At 60.2% G+C, this 17194-nt stretch carries 16 protein-coding genes, 1 tRNA gene and 1 pseudogene; 9 read left to right on the forward strand and 9 right to left on the reverse strand.

Annotated features, from left to right (window positions below; genetic code table 11):
* The coding region (locus ABSE61_RS11235; protein ID WP_423871176.1) for an NYN domain-containing protein at nt 1-339 on the forward strand (339 nt) is incomplete at its 5' end.
* Complete coding sequence (locus ABSE61_RS11240) at nt 317-1000, forward strand: uracil-DNA glycosylase (protein ID WP_423871177.1); 684 nt, start codon at nt 317-319, stop codon at nt 998-1000. The genes ABSE61_RS11235 and ABSE61_RS11240, both read left to right, overlap by 23 nt.
* A gap of 11 nt (nt 1001-1011) precedes the next feature.
* Here ABSE61_RS11240 and ABSE61_RS11245 read toward each other — a convergent pair whose 3' ends face one another.
* The 4 genes from ABSE61_RS11245 to dapA are packed head-to-tail and all read right to left on the reverse strand — an operon-like array spanning nt 1012 to nt 3488.
* Nucleotides 1012-1587, reverse strand: coding sequence for a peroxiredoxin (locus ABSE61_RS11245; RefSeq protein WP_423871178.1), 576 nt, complete (start codon nt 1585-1587; stop codon nt 1012-1014).
* 31 nt (nt 1588-1618) lie between these two features.
* Nucleotides 1619-2092: an SsrA-binding protein SmpB gene (smpB, locus tag ABSE61_RS11250; protein ID WP_423871179.1), complete on the reverse strand. Its 474-nt coding sequence runs from the start codon at nt 2090-2092 to the stop codon at nt 1619-1621.
* Between the two features lie 13 nt (nt 2093-2105).
* Nucleotides 2106-2540 carry a large conductance mechanosensitive channel protein MscL gene (gene mscL / locus ABSE61_RS11255; protein WP_423871180.1) on the reverse strand — a complete coding sequence of 145 codons (435 nt, stop codon included), beginning with the start codon at nt 2538-2540 and terminating at the stop codon, nt 2106-2108.
* Nucleotides 2541-2597: 57 nt separating this feature from the next.
* Nucleotides 2598-3488: a 4-hydroxy-tetrahydrodipicolinate synthase gene (dapA, locus tag ABSE61_RS11260; protein WP_423871181.1), complete on the reverse strand. Its 891-nt coding sequence runs from the start codon at nt 3486-3488 to the stop codon at nt 2598-2600.
* Nucleotides 3489-3823: 335 nt separating this feature from the next.
* Here dapA and ABSE61_RS11265 point away from each other — a divergent pair, with 335 nt between their 5' ends.
* Nucleotides 3824-6034, forward strand: coding sequence for a lytic transglycosylase domain-containing protein (locus ABSE61_RS11265; protein WP_423871302.1), 2211 nt, complete (start codon nt 3824-3826; stop codon nt 6032-6034).
* A gap of 170 nt (nt 6035-6204) precedes the next feature.
* Here the strand turns inward: ABSE61_RS11265 and ABSE61_RS11270 are convergent, their stop codons facing one another.
* Entirely contained in the window at nt 6205-7254 is a 1050-nt protein-coding gene (locus tag ABSE61_RS11270) for a SphA family protein (RefSeq protein WP_423871182.1), read from the reverse strand.
* 508 nt (nt 7255-7762) lie between these two features.
* Here ABSE61_RS11270 and ABSE61_RS11275 point away from each other — a divergent pair.
* The gene (locus ABSE61_RS11275) at nt 7763-8905 is read left to right on the forward strand and encodes a tetratricopeptide repeat protein (protein ID WP_423871183.1); all 1143 of its coding nucleotides are present in this window, start codon (nt 7763-7765) and stop codon (nt 8903-8905) included.
* A gap of 502 nt (nt 8906-9407) precedes the next feature.
* A tRNA-Ser gene (locus ABSE61_RS11280) sits at nt 9408-9501 on the forward strand.
* 422 nt (nt 9502-9923) lie between these two features.
* On the opposite strand, the gene ABSE61_RS11285 is transcribed toward ABSE61_RS11280, so the two are convergent.
* Nucleotides 9924-10103 carry a hypothetical protein gene (locus ABSE61_RS11285; protein ID WP_423871185.1) on the reverse strand — a complete coding sequence of 60 codons (180 nt, stop codon included), beginning with the start codon at nt 10101-10103 and terminating at the stop codon, nt 9924-9926.
* 338 nt (nt 10104-10441) lie between these two features.
* Here ABSE61_RS11285 and ABSE61_RS11290 point away from each other — a divergent pair, with 338 nt between their 5' ends.
* The 4 genes and pseudogenes from ABSE61_RS11290 (at nt 10442) to ABSE61_RS11305 (ending at nt 13964) form a co-directional block, all read left to right on the forward strand.
* Nucleotides 10442-11530 carry an HlyD family secretion protein gene (locus ABSE61_RS11290; RefSeq protein ID WP_423871186.1) on the forward strand — a complete coding sequence of 363 codons (1089 nt, stop codon included), beginning with the start codon at nt 10442-10444 and terminating at the stop codon, nt 11528-11530.
* Nucleotides 11527-13265: pseudogene (locus ABSE61_RS11295) on the forward strand (ATP-binding cassette domain-containing protein); the annotation flags it as partial. The gene ABSE61_RS11290 and the pseudogene ABSE61_RS11295, both read left to right, overlap by 4 nt.
* The gene (locus ABSE61_RS11300; protein ID WP_423871303.1) at nt 13245-13562 is read left to right on the forward strand and encodes an ABC transporter permease; all 318 of its coding nucleotides are present in this window, start codon (nt 13245-13247) and stop codon (nt 13560-13562) included. The pseudogene ABSE61_RS11295 and the gene ABSE61_RS11300, both read left to right, overlap by 21 nt.
* A gap of 168 nt (nt 13563-13730) precedes the next feature.
* Nucleotides 13731-13964, forward strand: a complete 234-nt coding sequence (locus ABSE61_RS11305; RefSeq protein WP_423871187.1) for a hypothetical protein — start codon at nt 13731-13733, stop codon at nt 13962-13964.
* A 138-nt stretch (nt 13965-14102) separates the two neighbouring features.
* Here ABSE61_RS11305 and ABSE61_RS11310 read toward each other — a convergent pair whose 3' ends face one another.
* From ABSE61_RS11310 to ABSE61_RS11320, 3 genes are read right to left on the reverse strand one after another with little or no spacing between them, the layout of a single operon-like run.
* Complete coding sequence (locus tag ABSE61_RS11310; protein ID WP_423871188.1) at nt 14103-15206, reverse strand: ABC-type transport auxiliary lipoprotein family protein; 1104 nt, start codon at nt 15204-15206, stop codon at nt 14103-14105.
* A gap of 11 nt (nt 15207-15217) precedes the next feature.
* Entirely contained in the window at nt 15218-15952 is a 735-nt protein-coding gene (locus ABSE61_RS11315) for an ABC transporter ATP-binding protein (RefSeq protein ID WP_423871189.1), read from the reverse strand.
* Between the two features lie 2 nt (nt 15953-15954).
* A complete protein-coding gene (locus ABSE61_RS11320) occupies nt 15955-17058 on the reverse strand; it encodes an ABC transporter permease (protein ID WP_423871190.1) in 1104 nt (367 codons plus the stop codon).
* Nucleotides 17059-17194 lie beyond the last annotated feature (136 nt).

Consider the following 17194-nt stretch of genomic DNA (forward strand, 5'->3'; position numbering starts at 1 on the left):
ATCGAGCTTGCGGTCGACGCGATGGAGCTTGCCGAGCACGTCGATCAAATCGTGCTGTTCTCGGGCGACGGCGACTTCCGCTCGCTGGTCGAAGCCGTGCAGCGGCGGGGCGTGCGGGTGACCGTGATCTCGACGATTTCCAGCCAGCCACCGATGATCGCCGACGAACTGCGCCGCCAGGCGGACGTTTTCACCGATCTGGTCGAACTGCAATCCAAGCTCGGACGCGATCCGTCGGAACGCCCGGCTCCCCGTGAACCGCGCCATCATGCCCCGCAATTCCTGCAGCGGGCGACCACGTTAGCTTCGAGGGGCGATGGCGACGACTTCGACGACTAAGAGCAGCCCATCAAAGCCGGCCCTTCCCCCGTCCAAAACCGTGCCCGACCGTGACTGCCCCCACTGTCCAAGGCTGGTTGCTTTTCGCGAGACCAACCGCTCCCAAAAACCGCAATGGTTCAACGCGCCGGTCCCCGCTTTCGGCGACCGAAACGGAAGGCTCGCGATCGTTGGCCTCGCGCCGGGATTGCAGGGGGCCAATCGCACCGGACGCCCGTTCACCGGCGATTACGCCGGTGACCTGCTCTACGCCACCTTGATCGAATATGGCTTTGCCACCGGCACCTATCAGGCCCGGCCTGACGACGGCATGAAGCTGGTCGATTGCCGCATTGTCAACGCGGTGAGCTGCGTCCCACCCCAGAACAAACCTCTCCCAGTCGAAATCGCCAAGTGCCGGCCTTTTCTTCTGGCCGCGATCGAGAGCATGCCACGGCTTAGCGCTATCGTTGTGCTCGGCCGCATCGCCCACGAATCCACTGTCAAAACGCTGGGCCTTCGCGCCTCGACCGTGCCCTTCGGACATGGCGCCGTTCACCAGGCCGGCCGGTTCCGGCTTTACGACAGCTATCACTGCTCGCGCTACAACACGAACACGGGCGTGCTCACGCCCAAGATGTTTCACAGCGTCTTTGCGAGAGTGCGGGCCGATCTGGCCTAGCCTAGCCTAAGCTAGCGCCGGTTTTCCTTCAGCCATTCCAGCACGTCGCCGGCGTTCCGGTCCGGTGGAAAAACCGGATAGAAAACCTGGGTGATGCGCCCGTCGTCGACGATCAACGCCAGCCGCTTGATCAGAATCAGATCCGCGACCTCCATGGTCGGCAAATTCAAGGCCCGCGCCAGTGCCAGCTTCTCATCCGACAGCACCGGGAATGGCAAATGCAACCGCGACGCCATTTCGGTCTGGTAGGCGTTGCTTTGCGTGGAGAGGCCGAACACGTGCTGTGCGCCGGCGGCCTTCAGTTCTGCGAATAAATCGCGGAACGCGCAGGTTTGCGGCGTGCAGCCCCGTGCCCCCGGGATCATGTCCCAATCGTCGACGAGCGATATCTTGCCGGGCTCGCCGGTTCGCGGATAGGCGAACACGACGCTGCGGCCCGGCAGCGCCGATAGCGTGACCGACGTATCATCCGTGGCCACCAGGCTAACCGGCGGGATCGTCATGCCCACCAAATGATCGGCCGCCCCATCATCTGTCGGTGCCGGAATCTGGCTCCAGTCGACTTCAAGCAGGTTTTTTTGATTCATCGTCTTTCCCAAGCAGTGGAATTAACAAGCCCTACCCGCGGGCACGCAGCAGGCGGCCCTTTTCCCGGCCCCAGTCGCGCTTCTTTTCGCTCTCGCGTTTGTCGTGCAGTTTCTTGCCCTTCGCCACCGCCAGCAGCAACTTGGCGCGGCCGCGCTCGTTGAAATAGAGTTTGAGCGGGATCAGCGTCATGCCGTCGCGATCGACCGCCCCCATCAGGCGATTGATTTGCTTGCGGTGGAGCAGCAGTTTGCGCGGCCGCTTCGGCTCATGATTGAAGCGATTGGCCTGCAAATATTCGGGGATATTGGCGTTGATCAGCCAGATCTCGCCGTTCTTGGAATCGGCATAGGATTCCGCGATCGTGGACTTGCCGTTGCGCAACGACTTGACCTCGGTGCCGGTCAGCGCAATCCCGGCTTCGACGGTGTCGTCGACGGCATAGTTGAACCGGGCCTTGCGGTTCTCCGCAATCACCTTGATGGGGCGCTCTTTCTTCTCAGCCACGTGAAATTCCGATCTAGCCCTTCTTTAGGAGATCGCGGATCTCCGTGAGCAGTTCTTCCTCGCGCGTCGGCTTCGGCGGCGCAGGTGGTGCTGCTTCTTCCTTGCGCTTGAACTTATTCATGACGCGAATGACCAGGAAGAGCACAAACGCGACGATGATAAAATTCAGCGTAAGCGTCAGGAAGCTGCCCCACGCCAGCACCGCGCCCTGCTTCTTGGCGTCGGCAAGGTTCGTCGCGTTCACCGCCTTCGACAGACCCGTAAAATAGTTGGAGAAGTCGAGACCGCCGCCGCCCGTGATCAAGCCTGTGATCGCGCCGATAAGGGGCATGATGATGTCGCCGACCAGCGAGCCGACGATGCTGCCGAAAGCCGCACCGATGATGACGCCGACCGCAAGGTCGACCACGTTACCCTTCATCGCAAAGTCGCGAAATTCCTTAAGCATCTTGCCGGCCCCTCTTCAATGACGTGAACAGGAAAACGCGTTGGCCCTGTCGAAAAATCAGTTGATCAAACCCGCATGCACCATCGCGCTGCGAACCGCGACGCGCGTCGGCTCAGACACCGGCACCATCGGCAAACGCAGCGTCTCCTCCATCTTGCCGAGCAGCGACAGCGCGTATTTGATCGGCGCCGGGTTGGACTCGATGAAGAGATTGGTGTGCAGCGGCATCAGCTTGTCGTGCAGCCTGAGCGCCGTGGCGTGGTCGCCCTTCTGCCAGGCCTGATGAAACTCCGAACACAGCCGCGGCGCCACGTTCGAGGTCACCGAAATGCAGCCGTGGCCACCGTGGGCCATATAGCCGATCACAGTCGCATCCTCGCCCGACAACTGGTTGAAATCCTCGCCAAGTTGCGCACGTTGTTGCGAGACCCGCACCATGCTCGCGGTGGCATCCTTGACGCCCGCGATGTTCCTAAGCTCGAACAGCCGCGCCATGGTGTCCACGCTCATGTCGACCACCGAACGCGGCGGAATATTGTAGATGATGATTGGAATCCCAATCGCATCGTTGATCGCCTTGAAGTGCTGGTACATGCCCTCCTGGGTCGGCTTGTTGTAGTAGGGCGTCACCACCAGAACCGCATCGGCGCCGGCCTTTTCGGCGTGCTCGGCGAGCTCAATCGCCTCCCGGGTCGAATTCGAGCCTGCGCCGGCGATCACGGGAACGCGGCCGTCCGCCTCTTCGATGCACCATTCGACGACGCGCTTGTGTTCATCATGGCTGACGGTCGGACTTTCCCCCGTCGTTCCCACCGGCACGAGACCGTGGGTTCCCTCCGATATCTGCCAGTTCACGAGTCCGCGAAAGGCCGCTTCGTCCAGCGAGCCGTTTTTGAAGGGCGTGACCAGGGCGGTGAAGGACCCGCGGAATTTCGTCTTCGCTGCCATGGACTTCTCCCTAACGCGGAGCGGCTGGGCCGCTCCTTTTCAGCAGTCAATTCAGTCATTCATATCGGGTATGACGCTTTGGCGAAAGGCTGTAAAACGCCGCGAACCTACTGGCTGGACTGCAAAAAGCAGCTTCCTCCGCTAGGGGCCGCGATTTTGCCGCGGTGATGACGCAAAGAATACCCTTCCCCGCGTATCGGGTGTTTTTTCCACATATTCGATCGACTAGATCTGAGGGACATTGGTCTTTCGTGATTCGCCGAAAGAGGAATGCCGTGACCCGATCCGCCCGTCTAGCCGCATTGCGTTCGACTGCTTTGGCGACGACGTTTGCGCTGATCGTCGGATCGTACGCCTGGGCAAAGGAGCCCGCGGCCAAGTCGAAAGTTCCGCTGCCGAAGGCGCGCCCTATCGCCCGTAACGTCGTGCCCAAAACAGCGGACAAGACGAAGGAAAAGACGCGAGAGAAGACCGCGGATAAAACGGCAGGCAAGACGGCGTCAAAACCGACGACTCTCGCGGCTCCACCGGCTTCCGCGGCATCTGGTGCCGCGATGGCGCCCGCTACGCGCCAGCACGCCGCCCTGCCGCCTGCGGCCGCCCGCAAACCGACGGTGCCGGCGGCGATAGCCACGACATCGTCGACCTCCAGCGACGACAAGGAAGCGCTGGAGAACGTCATTGACCTCGTGCGCAAGCACAAGCCGGCCGATGCAACCCAGGCTGAAGCGGCGATCACAGATCCGCTGGCCAGAAAGCTCGCGGAATGGATCGTTCTGCGCAGCGACGACAACGGTGCTTCGGTCGAACGCTACCGCGCCTTCATCACTGCCAACCCGAGCTGGCCCTCGCAAACCTTCCTGCGGCGACGGCTCGAGGCGGCATTGTGGGACGATCACCGCGACGACGCGACCGTCTGGTCATGGTTCGAGAACGAATCGCCGATCTCGGCCAAGGGAAAATTTTCGCTGGCGCGCGTCATGATCGGGCGCGGCGACAGGGCCAATGCCGAGCGGCTGGTGCGCGATGCCTGGCGCAACGACGTGATGTCGGACGATACCGAGAGCACGGCGCTCGATCTGTTCGGGGCGCTGATCACGCCCGGCGATCACAAGGCCAGGATGGACTTCTTTCTCTACGGCAGCGAGCATGAGATCGCGTTACGCGCTGCGAAAAGGCTCGGCGGCGGCGAAGCGGCACTGGCGAAAGCCCGTATCGCCGGCTACCACAAGGCGGCCAATACCCGTGCGCTCCTGGAAACGGTGCCCAACGAACTGCACAGCGATCCCGGTTACCTGTTCAGCCGGATCCAGCTGTTGCGCCGTGAAGAGAAATTCGCCGAAGCCGCCCAGTTGATGATGAGCGCGCCGAAGGATCCCGGCCGGCTCTACAATCTGGATGAATGGTGGATCGAACGGCGGCTCCTGGCGCGCAAGATGATCGACATCGGCGAACACCGCACCGCCTACCTGATCGCACGCGATGCGGCCCTGCCCTCGCGCGACATCTACAAGACCGAGCAGGAATTCACCGCGGGCTGGATCGCGCTGCGTTTTCTCGACGACCCTGCCACCGCAGCCCAGCATTTTGCACGGATCGGCGTCGGCAGCGCCAATCCCACGACGCTGGCACGCGCCGGCTATTGGCAGGGCCGCGCGGCGGAAGCCGCCGGACGCTCGCAGGAGGCGCGCTCGGCTTTTGCGGCCGCCGCAGAACAGTCGACCAGCTATTACGGTCAACTGGCGCGCGCCAAGCTCGGCCTGCCCCAGATCGAGCTGAACGGGGTGCCGAGCGCACGCGGCCGCGGCGTCGAGCGGCTGGAGATCGTGCGCGCGGTACAGTTGCTGTACGAACTCGGCGAAGGTGAAATCGCGGTGCCGATTTTGGCCGATATGGGTGAAAACGGTGACGCCGATGCGCTGGTGGGGCTCGGCGAACTGGCTGCCCGCCAGGGCGATGCCCGCGGCATGCTGTTGATGGGCAAGGCCGCGCTCAATCGCGGGCTGCCGTTCGATTTCTACGCCTATCCGGTGACGGGCATTCCGCCGTTCAAATCGATCGGCCCCGACGTCGAGCCAAGCATCATCTACGCCATCGCGCGGCAGGAAAGCGCTTTCAATCCGGCCGTTGTTTCCCCGGCGCAAGCTTACGGGCTGATGCAGGTGACGCCGGATGCCGGCAAATACGTTTGCAAGAAATATGGCGCCAATTTCGATCTTGCCCGCCTCAAGAACGATCCGGTCTATAACGCAGCCCTCGGCGCGGCCGAGCTCGGCGGCCTGATCGACGACTACCGAGGCTCCTACATCATGACGTTTGCCGCCTACAATGCCGGCCGTGGCAGCGTCAAAAAATGGATCGACCGGTACGGCGATCCCCGCGATCCCAAGGTCGACGCCGTCGACTGGGTCGAACTCATCCCCTTCTCCGAGACGCGCAACTATGTGCAGCGGATCATGGAGAACTTGCAGGTCTATCGTACCCGTTTCGGGGGCGGGACGCGGCTGCAAATCGAGGCCGATCTGCACCGCGGCAACGTCGAATAGCGGCGCGCCACCCGTCCGGCTCTTCCGCCCTCACGAAAATCTTGAAAAAGCCGGCCCGTCGGTCTCGATTCAAGCCGTCTGGATTTGGATAATTCGGCGCAAGAAAAATCCCCCTTCCGGCAGGCGCCGAAAGGGGGATTCTTTAGATCAAGACGTTGTTGGAACGTCCGTTACTTGTGGAGCATCGGGGCCTTGGCCGGCTCTTCCGGAGCCCAGAGGCGATAGCTGAGGGTTGCGAACACCGTCATGCCCTTCGTCGTGGCCGAGAGGTCGGTCCCACCGAGTGCCGCCGGGAGAACAGCGCCCGACGCCTTGGAGAACACTTCCTGCGTTGCCCACACCGACAAGCTCGCCGGGCCGAAGTTGTATTCGACGAGACCACCGACTGCGAACAGTTGGAAGCGCTGGGTATTGCCAACGGTGCCGAGCGGGTGAATTGCGGTACAGATGCCAATCGGGCATTTGTCGTCGGAAACCTGCGCGACGTAGTAGGCAACAGGACCGAGCGTCCACTTCCCGAAGGTCTTGGTCGCGGTGAAGTCAGCGTGGAAAATGTCACCCTGGGTGTAATTGTCCTGCTGATTGGCGGTGTTGAATTCTTCGTAGATCGCAGCACTCAGGTTATAGCCACCCGCGAGATACGACACGATCAACTCAGGCTGGAAGGTCCAGTACTTGTTGCCGAAGTTTCCGAAGCCGTTGCAGCTTGGACACGCGCCGGTCACACCCTGAACGGTGCCATCCGGAGCATAAATGCCAAGACCAGTCTTGACGACGAAACCGCTGGTTCCGAGCTTCCAGCTCAATTCGACCGGTACGAAGTAGGTGTTGTGAACGCCCGAGAACATGTCCACTTGTCCCGGTGTCAGGGACAAGGGCTGACCGACGCTCACCATGCCGAAGGGCTGGACGATAACGGCGTCGTAGGTGGCGCCGAGGAAGGTCCAGCCGGGAACGAACAGGAAGCCCTGCACATCGACCGCGGCCTGCACGCCGTTATGCGTGCCAATCGCGCCGGTGACCGGTCCCGCCACGTTCGTCTGATAGGTGAAGACCTGGTCGAACATGTAGATGCCCGGCGGCGGAACGCCTGCCGAGGCGCCGATGAAGACACCCGGCTTCGATTGCCATTGCACGCCGCCTTCGTAGGCGTCGGCCGGCGAAAACGCGAAAGCGGCCAAACCCGCTGCCGCCAAAAGAGTTTTGATGTTCGATTTCATGTGTCCCCTCATCGTATGAACGCAAAACCACCCCAGGCCGTCGTTTTTTTACTTATCGCTTCGTCAACGGAAGTACCCGAACGCGACGAATCCGACGTGCCTATTTCTTGTTCTGAGAGTTGCCGCTCGGGGGGCAAAAGGCAATTTAAACTTGGCTTATGACTCTTTGTCACAACCCTTTTTCGGAATGGTGTTGCAAAATGTGCACACACAAGGCATCGACAAGTAAATCTGCAAGTATTTGTTTTTATGAGAAAATTTTGTCGATTTACCGACGCGGGCCGTGCCGTTCAAAATTCCTTGAGACGAAATTCTCGCCGTAACGTTGTGCTCCCTATAGCGCTGCAACGTCAGATTCGAAGCCGCCTTCATGGGCGGCAACGCAAGCTCAGGGAGTACGCAGCTTAAGCGTACTCCCTCAAGAAACTTGCGGGACGGCCGTTTGCCAACGTAGGTAGTCGCCAACAATCACGCGGCTGCCGCGGCAAGAATGTTGGGAGGAAAAAAGATGCGTTCTTTAGTGCGCGCGCCAGCGTTGGCGACGTTCTTGATGCTGTGCAGTCCTGCTTTCGCAGCAGATCAAGCCGATCTCGATCGTTGCAAGTTCGTCGGAGAGCTCAACAAGGCCGATGACGGAATCTCAGCCTGCGATCGCGTCGTCGGCGACACGAAAATTTCCACGCAAGATCGCGCCAACGCCCTGAGCAGCCGCTGCGGATGGTGGTGGGCAAAGAAAGATTCCGACCGGGCTCTGACGGATTGCAACCAGGCGATCGGCATCGATCGCAACTTGACTGCCGCTTATCTCAATCGCGGCAACGTCTACTTGAGCAAATCCGATTTCGAACATGCCCTCGCCGACTTCAACCAGGCGCTTCGGCTCGATCCGAAGAACGCCTGGGGTTACGCCGAGCGCGGTAATCTCTACAAAAGCCGGGGAGATTTCGATCACGCACTTATCGACCTCAATGAAGCGATCAAGCTCGATCCAGGCTACGCCCTGGCTCATTTCTCGCGCGGCGACTTGTACAAGAGCAAGGGCGACGTCGCCAACGCAATGACTGACATGAACGATACGATCCGGCTCGATCCCAATTACGCGCCGGCCTATTTCGTCCGCGGCCGGCTGTCCTACATGCTCGGCAACAGTCCGGCAGCGCTCGAAGACTTCGGCAAAGCCATCAAGCTCAATGACAACGAGGCGACGTCCTTTTTCAACCGGGGCGTTGCCTATTACGTCACCGGAGGCCGCAACGCGGACGCGATTGCCGATTTCAAGAAAGCCAGTGAACTCGACCCCAAGGATGCCTATGCCGCACTGTGGCGCGAGCTCGCCGAGCGGCGCAACAATTCGCCGAGCCATCTGGCGGAGGCCGCCAAGCAACTCGACATGACGGTCTGGCCGGCGCCGGTGATCCGCCATTTCCTCGGCGAACTCAATATCGAACAAACCTATGGCGCCGCCTTCGATACCGATCCGACAACGAAGACAGCGCAGACCTGCGAGGCCAATTTTTATAGCGGCGAGTTGGCGCTTCTGACGAAGAACAAGAAGGAGGCGCAACGTCTGCTCAAGCTGGCCGCCGACCAGTGTCCGCCAAGCTTTATCGAGTCGACGGCCGCGCTGGCCGAGTTGATCCCGCTGAAGTGAGGCCGCATGCGGCGGCTGCCGGCGCCGACGGCTTTATATGATGATATGATGGTGCCTCTGTATGAGAGGCCTCTATGAAGAGGCCCGAATGATATGACGAGGCTGAATGAGGTGACGTCTGGGATATGATGGCCGACAATCGGCCGAAAGAGCTGAGCAGGTTCCCCCATACCCCCAGGATATGTCCCCCGGGAACACTGCTCAGCTTCTTAGCGCCCTCGCCTCTCCCGCACGTAAGCGGGAATTCCTGCGAACCACCGAGAACGGACGACCTCGGGAGCCCCCCTCCGTCGCGCTTGGAGAATTACTGAAGCTTCCTGCACACGCAATCAAAAGACGGCAGTTGCGGAGCCTTCTGGGCGATGTTTCCGGAAGATGTTGCACAAATGGCACGCACACCTTAATGGGTGTGGCCAACAGGTACGTGGCCTTTTCCGCATCGAATGCGACGGGCCGCAATCTGCTTGCGGCTCAGCCCGGTGTCGGGCATATCCGCTCCCATGGAGCTGTGGCCGAGTGGCTGAAGGCGGCGGTTTGCTAAACCGTTATAGGCTTGTAAAGGCCTATCGAGGGTTCGAATCCCTCCGGCTCCGCCAACCTTCTCCCATATCGAATTGATATAATTTTACCTCTGGGATGTGCTGCCCTAGCTTCTGCCCAACATCATCGCGACCACCGTTATTGAAACCTGCAACCAAAAGGCAGCACAGGCCTTCGATAGGATCAAAATTCGATCCGGACCTTAAGACGCCGACATTGGCGATCACCCCGCAAGGCGCCACGATATCTTCGCAGGTCATGAAAACTGGCCGGTACACCCGCCGCCTCAATTGCGGTATCGACCCCTCTCTCAACCGCTCTGCCGTTCTTGTTGTTGATGGTGGCGGTCGCGCCGAAGCGCGACTGTGGCGGCCGGACTACGGCATCCGCTTGCCCGTTGACGACATCCGCGTGGGCCAGAGGCACGCCTCGTCTTCAGTTATGAAGAGGCACCCGTTTTTTCTGAAACTGGTTACCTTTAGTTTTGCTCAGCGGCTTGAACGCATGCGTGCTTACGGATGTATTCGAGGTTTTCCTGGACTTCCTCTTTTTCGATGGCGTCGTTCAACAATTTATCGTGGTCCAATTCCTTCTTGGTTTTGGCGTGACCGTGGTGTCGATCGACTTCCGATTGCAGATCCGGAGCTTTGTCTGTCATTTCCCTCACCCTTCAAGTGTTTCATTTTCATAGATCGAAAGGGGATCAGCGGAATTGATCTAGATCAGCGGTTGTCCTTTCCATAACAAAAGGCCCGCCAAGCTCGCGGCCTCCCATCATTTCTGTTTTGAATCGGTTGTCCCGCCGTGGCGAGAGCGGCCCCGCGCGCTTGTTGGCAGGGTGTTTTCCGGAGAACCGCCGTCGAAAATGCACCGGTGAGCGCGGCCGCGGCTAAGCGCGATCAGAAAAGCCGGAATCACCGCGATTGAGCCACGTCAAATACGAACGCATCTAAAGATGAGAGACTGGCCTTGATCACGCAAATCAAGGCCAAAAAAATGCAAAGTTCCGACGAGTTGAAAGGAAAAATCCCGACGGAAGCAACATCGCCTTCGCTCGTACCGCTCGAGCCCCAGCATCTCCCTGTCGTTCAAACCAAACGACCCGTACGTCGATTCCGCTGGATCTGGATCGCCCTTGTCTTTCTGTCAGGCGCCGGTGGTGGCGCGGGATATTATGTCTGGAAGCTAGCCCACCCCCCGCTTCCGGTCGGAATCAGCTTTGGCAACGGCCGCATCGAAGCGGACGAAATCGACATCGATACCAAGTTCGCCGGGCGGGTCGCGCAGCTCTTGGTCGATATCGGCGACACCGTCGAACCCGCGCAGGTTTTGGCGCGAATGGATACCAGCGACCTGCAACAGTCGCTGTCAAAATCAGAAGCGCAAATTCAACAGGCCCAGCGTTCCGTCGACGAAGCTCAAGCCAACCTGATCCAGCAGGAAACACAGAAGAAGCTCGCGGAACAGGAAATGGACCGCACCCGCACGCTTTTGAAGAACGGCTGGACCACGCAGGAAGTCGCGGATCAACGTCAGCAACAGCTCGACGGAGCGATTGCCGGATTCAACGCGGCGAACGCCAGGGTTCTGGTTTCCAGGCATGTGCTGGAAGCAGCCGAACACGATGCGGGCTTCTACAAGGTTGAGATCGCGGACAATACGCTGGTCGCGCCGAAAACGGGACGGATCCAATATCGCCTGGCCAATATCGGTGAGGTTCTTCCGGCCGGCGGCAAAGTCTTCACCATGCTGGACCTGTCCTACGTCTACATAGACATCTATCTGCCGACGCTCGAAGCGGGCAAGGTTAAGATCGGCGCGGATGCGCGGATCGTTCTCGACGCCTATCCCGACCATCCGATTCCCGCGAAGGTCTCGTTTGTCGCAAGCCAGGCACAGTTCACGCCGAAGACCGTCGAAACACAAACCGAGCGTGACAAGCTGATGTTTCGCATCCGATTGCGGATCGATCAGGAGCGCCTGCTCGCGCATGCCGACGCGATCCGAAGCGGGCTGCCTGGCCTCGCCTATGTCCGTTGGGATGCGGCGCTCGAATGGCCCAAGAGCCTGCAGGCTTCGCCATGAACGACAGCAACGACGCGGTTGCCGTCGTTACTGATCTATCCCATTTCTACGGATCGGTAGCGGCGCTCGACCGGGTGTCGATTTCGTTCCCCTCAGGCCGGCTGGTCGGGCTGATCGGGCCCGACGGCGTCGGTAAATCATCGCTGCTTGCAATTCTCGCGGGCGCACGGGAAATCCAGCAGGGTGAGGTGCGGGTTCTGGGCGCGGACATCTCGAGCGCCGCTGCGCGCACGTCGGTGTGCCCGCGGATCGCCTATATGCCGCAGGGGCTCGGCAAGAACCTTTATCCTGACCTGAGCGTGACGGAGAACATCGAGTTCTTTTCCCGGCTATTTGCCCAATCGCGCGAAGAACGTGCCCTTCGCATCCGGGAACTCCTGGAAAGCACCGGGCTTGCACCATTCGCCGACCGGCCGGCAAAAAAACTTTCCGGCGGCATGCGGCAAAAACTCGGGCTCTGCTGTTCGCTGATTCATGACCCCGACCTTTTGATCCTCGGCGAGCCCACGACAGGCGTGGATCCTCTGTCCCGCCGGCAATTCTGGGACCTCATCGATCGCTTGCGCGCCCGAAGGTCTGGAATGAGCGTGATCGTTGCGACCGCCTATATGGAGGAAGCCGAACGGTTCGATTGGCTGATCGCGATTAACAGCGCATTCTGGCGGCCGGCTCGCCCGCGGATCTGAAGGCAGACACCGGAACGCGGTAGATCGAAGAGGCTTTCGTGGCTCTCCTTCCCCATCACCCGCGTGTTGCCGGCCTCGCGAGGATCGCTCCACTGCCGGAGTCCAGCGCCGAACCCGTGATCGTCGCCCGAGAACTGACTTGCCGGTTCGGCGATTTCACGGCAGTCGATCGCGCGAGCTTCTCCATCCGTCGCGGAGAGATCTTCGGATTTGTCGGCTCGAACGGATCGGGCAAGACCACGACCATGAAGATGCTGACGGGACTGTTGCCGCCTTCCGAAGGTGAGGCACTGATTTTTGGCCAAACGATGCAGACCAACGACCTCGAAGCCCGCCGCCGCGTCGGCTACATGTCGCAATCTTTCTCGCTCTACGGCGAACTCACCGTTCGTCAAAACCTCACTTTGCATGCGCGGCTGTTTCAGTTGCCCCGGGCCTTTGCCAAAAAACGGATCGCCGAACTGGTCGATAAATGCGGCCTCGCGGACGATATGGACCAGCTGGCGTCCGAGCTTCCGCTTGGCATCAGGCAGCGGCTGTCACTTGCCGTCGCGGCGGTTCACAAGCCGGAGCTTCTTATTCTCGACGAGCCGACCTCCGGCGTCGACCCCATCGCCCGTGACCAGTTCTGGGAGCTCCTGATCGACCTGTCCCGAAATCAGGGCGTCACCATCTTCGTATCCACGCATTTCATGAATGAGGCGGCGCGGTGTGACCGACTCTCCCTGATGCATGAAGGACGCGTGCTTGCGACCGGGACACCGGCCGAACTGGTCAAAGCAAGGAAAGCAGCCAATCTCGAAGACGCCTTCATCAGTTACCTGGAGCAGGAGCGGCCGGTTGTCGCTTCGCCGCTCGTGATCGAGCCGGCCGGTTCGGCCGAGCCAGCCGCCAGTACAAAAGGCGTCAGGCGACGCGTTCCTTCTTTCAGCTTTCAGCGGCTGTTTGCCTACACGATCCGAGAGAGTCTGGAGCTGCTTCGCGATCCGATCCGGCTGAGCTTTGCGCTGTTCGGCACCACGCTTTTGATGATCGTTTTTGGCTTCGGCGCCGTGGGGCTGTTCCTCGGCACGGTGGCGCGATCCATGCCTCAGCTTGGCCTGCTCTATATGCTGGTCGCTGTCCCGATGAACGTCCTGTCGGGAAATGCGACGCCGCTCGAAAGCATGCCGCCGTGGCTGGCGATGGCCATGCAAGCCTTTCCCTCGAGCATTTTGTGTCGTTCGCCCAGGCCATCCTGTATCGGGGCGCGGGCCTGGACATCGTGTGGCCGCAATTTGCGGCGGTCGCGGGCATCGCGCCGCTGTTTCTGGTGCTGTCGCTTCTGCGCTTCCGTTCGGCGCTGAGTGCGACAGCTATGTGACAGAGAGTGGGGCCGACAGCTCAATATTCACCAGCCGATTTGCGGGAAATCAAGAAGGTTTCGCAGGCCCCGAGCCACGATCATTTCAGAGTTAGCTCGCCTACGGCGGCGCTCTGGCCGGATCCCCAAAACTATACGGAAGGGTTTGAAGATGTCTCAAAATCACGCACAACTGGATCAAATGCAAACATCTTACATTGCAGCGGTCGAGCAATGGATCGCTGCAATCAAGCAGGAGGAAGCACTGGCTTCGGTCAATCACACCATTGCCGAAGTGGACAAGTGGGAGAAAGCGCACTTCAAAGAGGACGAAATCCGAAATAACGTCAAGGCCGCAAAGAAAAAATACGAAGACGCGCTGCGACAAGAGTTATTCGGCTTCTGAATTCGTCGGCATCTATCGACAACATTTCTTGAAGGGCTGCGCCAATCACGTCGCGGCCCTTTGCCTTTCGCCATGACGCGAACCTTGTCCGAACGACACCGTACAGGCAGCGAAAAATCTGCACTCAGGTATAACGGGTCAATGTACCGACGCAGTCCAGACAATCAGACTGTGGCTAAGATCGTCGAACGCGCGGTTGAAGGCTCCGGCAGCCTTCGCGGGTGTGACACCGTCCATCGCAGCCGACGTTTCGAAAATACGGGCCGCTTTGATCTGCCCTGTTCCGTCGATCACTTTGGCCGAAAGGGCAATCGTCGCCTTATCGGGACCGATCGAGATGTCGAATTGGCGTAGATCGGTTATCAGCCGTATGCCGCCGGCACTGACGGGATCGGCCCGCACGGGCGCGTGGGCAATGTCATAATTCTCGAAGCTCTGCATCAGCTTGGCCTGGATCAAGGCCGGAAGGCTATCGCTCCACTGTGCATTCTCGAATTCATCGTGCGGCTCTTCATCGGAGGCGAACAGAAAGCGCTGGGTTTGCAGGCGAGCCGTTGCCGTGGGTTCGGCAATGGCCAGCCCCGCTGCCAACGAGACTTTTGGTGCCTGGAATGTATCGACCGCACGCAGATCATAGACGATCTTGCGCGGAGGCGCGGAAGCGCCGGTCATTTTCTCCAGTCCGGCGACGATGCCGTCCAGCTTCGGTGTGTTGCGCGCCAGCCCTTCGGTGAACGTGCTCAGGTTCGCGATCGCGTCGTGCAGCGGCGCCGCATTGTCCGACAACACACTGTCGACCTTGCGCAACGCGTCCCGCGCAGCCTGGGTCATGCTTTGACCGGCGCCGGGTTCGGCGACCAGCGATCCCTGCACCGGCGACGCCGAAGGATTTTCGCCTCCCTCCAGTGCGACCACGGGCACGCCGGTCAGCCCCTGAAAATCGAGGTTGACCCTGGTGTCGGCACGAACCGGCGTACGTTCCGCGACCGCGATGGTTACGTGCACTTCGTGAGGATGGCCTGTGACGAGTTCGAGCGCCGTGACCTCGCCGACGCGAATGCCATTGAACAGGACACCGGCGCCGACCAGGAGGCCGGGGACCGGACCGTTGAAGGTGAGTTGATAGCTGTCACGCTTGCCGATGCCGGCGACATTGTTCAGCCAGTAGGCGAAACCGAACACGGCAGCGATCGCCGCCAGGACAAAGGCGCCAACGATGATGTAGGGAGCACGTGTTTCCATGATTTTTCAATTCATCCGAGGTGAAGCATCTGCGCGCGTGCGCCATGAAAGTAAGCCCTGACCCAGGGGTGATCCGAGGCCAGTACCGCCGACAGCGAACCAAGGGCCACGATCTTGCCGTCGGCCAGCGCCGCAACGCGGTTGCAGACGGCGGCGAGCGAATTGAGATCGTGAGTGATCATAAAGACCGTGAAACGCAGAGTTTGCTGCAGCGTTTTGATGAGGGCGTCGAACTCTCCGGCGGCGATCGGATCGAGCCCCGAAGTCGGCTCGTCGAGGAACAGCAGCGCCGGATCGAGCGCGAGCGCCCGTGCAAGTGCGACGCGCTTGGTCATGCCGCCCGAGAGCTCGGAAGGAAATTTGTCGCCGTCTTCGGCCTTCAGGCCTACCATTTCGAGCTTGGCGTTGGCGATCTCGTCCAGCAGCCCGGGCGAAAGATGAGCAGATTCGCGAAGTGGAAACTGAATATTCTGCCGCGCACTCAGAGCCGAGAACAGTGCTCCCTGCTGAAACAACACACCGCGGCGCCCTGCTCCGCCGCTGTCCCTGAACGCGATCTCGCCGCCTCGCTTCGGCAGCAGCCCGATCAACGTCCGCATCAGGACCGATTTGCCGCCGCCGGATGCGCCAACCAGGCCGATGATTTCTCCGGCACGCACGTCGAGTGAAAGATGATCGATTACCGTATTCTTGCCGAATCCGACCACGAGGTCACGGACGCTAATAGCGATTGCCGCGTCGGTCATGGCTACATCCCGATCGATGCAAAAAATACCGCGAACAATCCATCGAGCACGATCACGAGGAAGATCGACTTTACGACGGAAGTGGTGGTTTGCTTGCCGAGCGACTCCGCGCTGCCCTGAACCCGGAGGCCTTCGTTGCAGGCCACAATTCCGATCACCAACGCCATGAACGGCGCCTTAAGGATGCCGACCTTGAAAGAGGTGATCGAAATCGCCTCATGCAGTCGCTCGATATAAATGGCGGGCGCCATGTCACCGTAGAACTGGGCGACCACGCCGCCACCGTAAAGGCCCGCCAGCGATCCGATGAATGTCAGGATCGGCAGCGCAATGATCAATGCGACGACGCGCGGCAGGATCAGCACCGCGACCGGATCGAGACCCATCGTGCTCAGGGCGTCGATCTCTTCGCGCATCTTCATCGAACCGAGCTCGGCGGTATAGGCGCTCCCGGAGCGGCCGGCGACCATGATCGCGACGATCAGCACGCCGATCTCGCGCAACACCAGGATTCCGACCATATCGACGGTGTAGGATTCGGCGCCGAACTTGCGGAAGTGAAAAAAGCCCTGCTGCGCGATAATCGCGCCGATCAGGAAGGTGATCAGCACCATGATCGGGATGGCGAGCCAGCCGACCTTGTAGAGCTGATAGACGGTCGACGTCAGCCTCAGCGAACGTGGCCGGCGCACGACGCCAACCAGTGCCATTCCGACCGCGCCGAGCATCTGCAGGAAGCTCGCGCTCTCCGCGATGAACCCGCGGCCGAGGTCTTCCAGAAGCGCCAGAATGACACTCCCGCGCCGAGCGGCCGCTGGCCGCTCGCGATTGATGCCATGCATTTCCTTCATCAGGGCGGCATAGGAATCGGACACGCCAACCAGCGACGTTGACATCGAAGTCGAAGAAAAGCGCCGGACCAGCTTTTCGAACAGCCACGCGCCGACCGTGTCGAGCGCAGTCACCCGGCTGATATCGATTGTTGCGACCTCTGCCGGAAGCTGGCCTTCGCACAGTCCTTCAAGAGCCTCGACATTCGCAAGCGTCCACTCTCCGCTCGGGCGAAGCGTGTCATCGACGACGGTCAAATCTGGCTGGTTGGTCAAGCAGGCTTCTCCAATTGTCGGAAGAACCTAGCCGAGTTCTGCAAGCGCTACTTTGATACAGCGCAAGAATCCCTCCTTGCCCCATTTTGATGCACATCAAAGCCGGGCAACCGCGCTTCGCCCTAGCATCAAGGCG

This window comes from Bradyrhizobium sp., assembly GCF_049519115.1.
Classification (GTDB): Bacteria; Pseudomonadota; Alphaproteobacteria; order Rhizobiales; family Xanthobacteraceae; genus Bradyrhizobium.

Bases quoted from the DNA above. Each gene is read 5' to 3' on its own strand.
- ABSE61_RS11245 (WP_423871178.1), bottom strand. From the start codon at position 1,587: ATGAATCAAAAAAACCTGCTTGAAGTCGACTGGAGCCAGATTCCGGCA.
- ABSE61_RS11300 (WP_423871303.1), top strand. From the start codon at position 13,245: ATGATCGTTTTTGGCTTCGGCGCCGTGGGGCTGTTCCTCGGCACGGTG.
- ABSE61_RS11310 (WP_423871188.1), bottom strand. From the start codon at position 15,206: ATGGAAACACGTGCTCCCTACATCATCGTTGGCGCCTTTGTCCTGGCG.
- dapA (WP_423871181.1), bottom strand. From the start codon at position 3,488: ATGGCAGCGAAGACGAAATTCCGCGGGTCCTTCACCGCCCTGGTCACG.
- ABSE61_RS11275 (WP_423871183.1), top strand. From the start codon at position 7,763: ATGCGTTCTTTAGTGCGCGCGCCAGCGTTGGCGACGTTCTTGATGCTG.
- ABSE61_RS11290 (WP_423871186.1), top strand. From the start codon at position 10,442: ATGCAAAGTTCCGACGAGTTGAAAGGAAAAATCCCGACGGAAGCAACA.
- ABSE61_RS11285 (WP_423871185.1), bottom strand. From the start codon at position 10,103: ATGACAGACAAAGCTCCGGATCTGCAATCGGAAGTCGATCGACACCAC.
- ABSE61_RS11270 (WP_423871182.1), bottom strand. From the start codon at position 7,254: ATGAAATCGAACATCAAAACTCTTTTGGCGGCAGCGGGTTTGGCCGCT.
- ABSE61_RS11315 (WP_423871189.1), bottom strand. From the start codon at position 15,952: ATGACCGACGCGGCAATCGCTATTAGCGTCCGTGACCTCGTGGTCGGA.
- mscL (WP_423871180.1), bottom strand. From the start codon at position 2,540: ATGCTTAAGGAATTTCGCGACTTTGCGATGAAGGGTAACGTGGTCGAC.
- ABSE61_RS11240 (WP_423871177.1), top strand. From the start codon at position 317: ATGGCGACGACTTCGACGACTAAGAGCAGCCCATCAAAGCCGGCCCTT.
- ABSE61_RS11305 (WP_423871187.1), top strand. From the start codon at position 13,731: ATGTCTCAAAATCACGCACAACTGGATCAAATGCAAACATCTTACATT.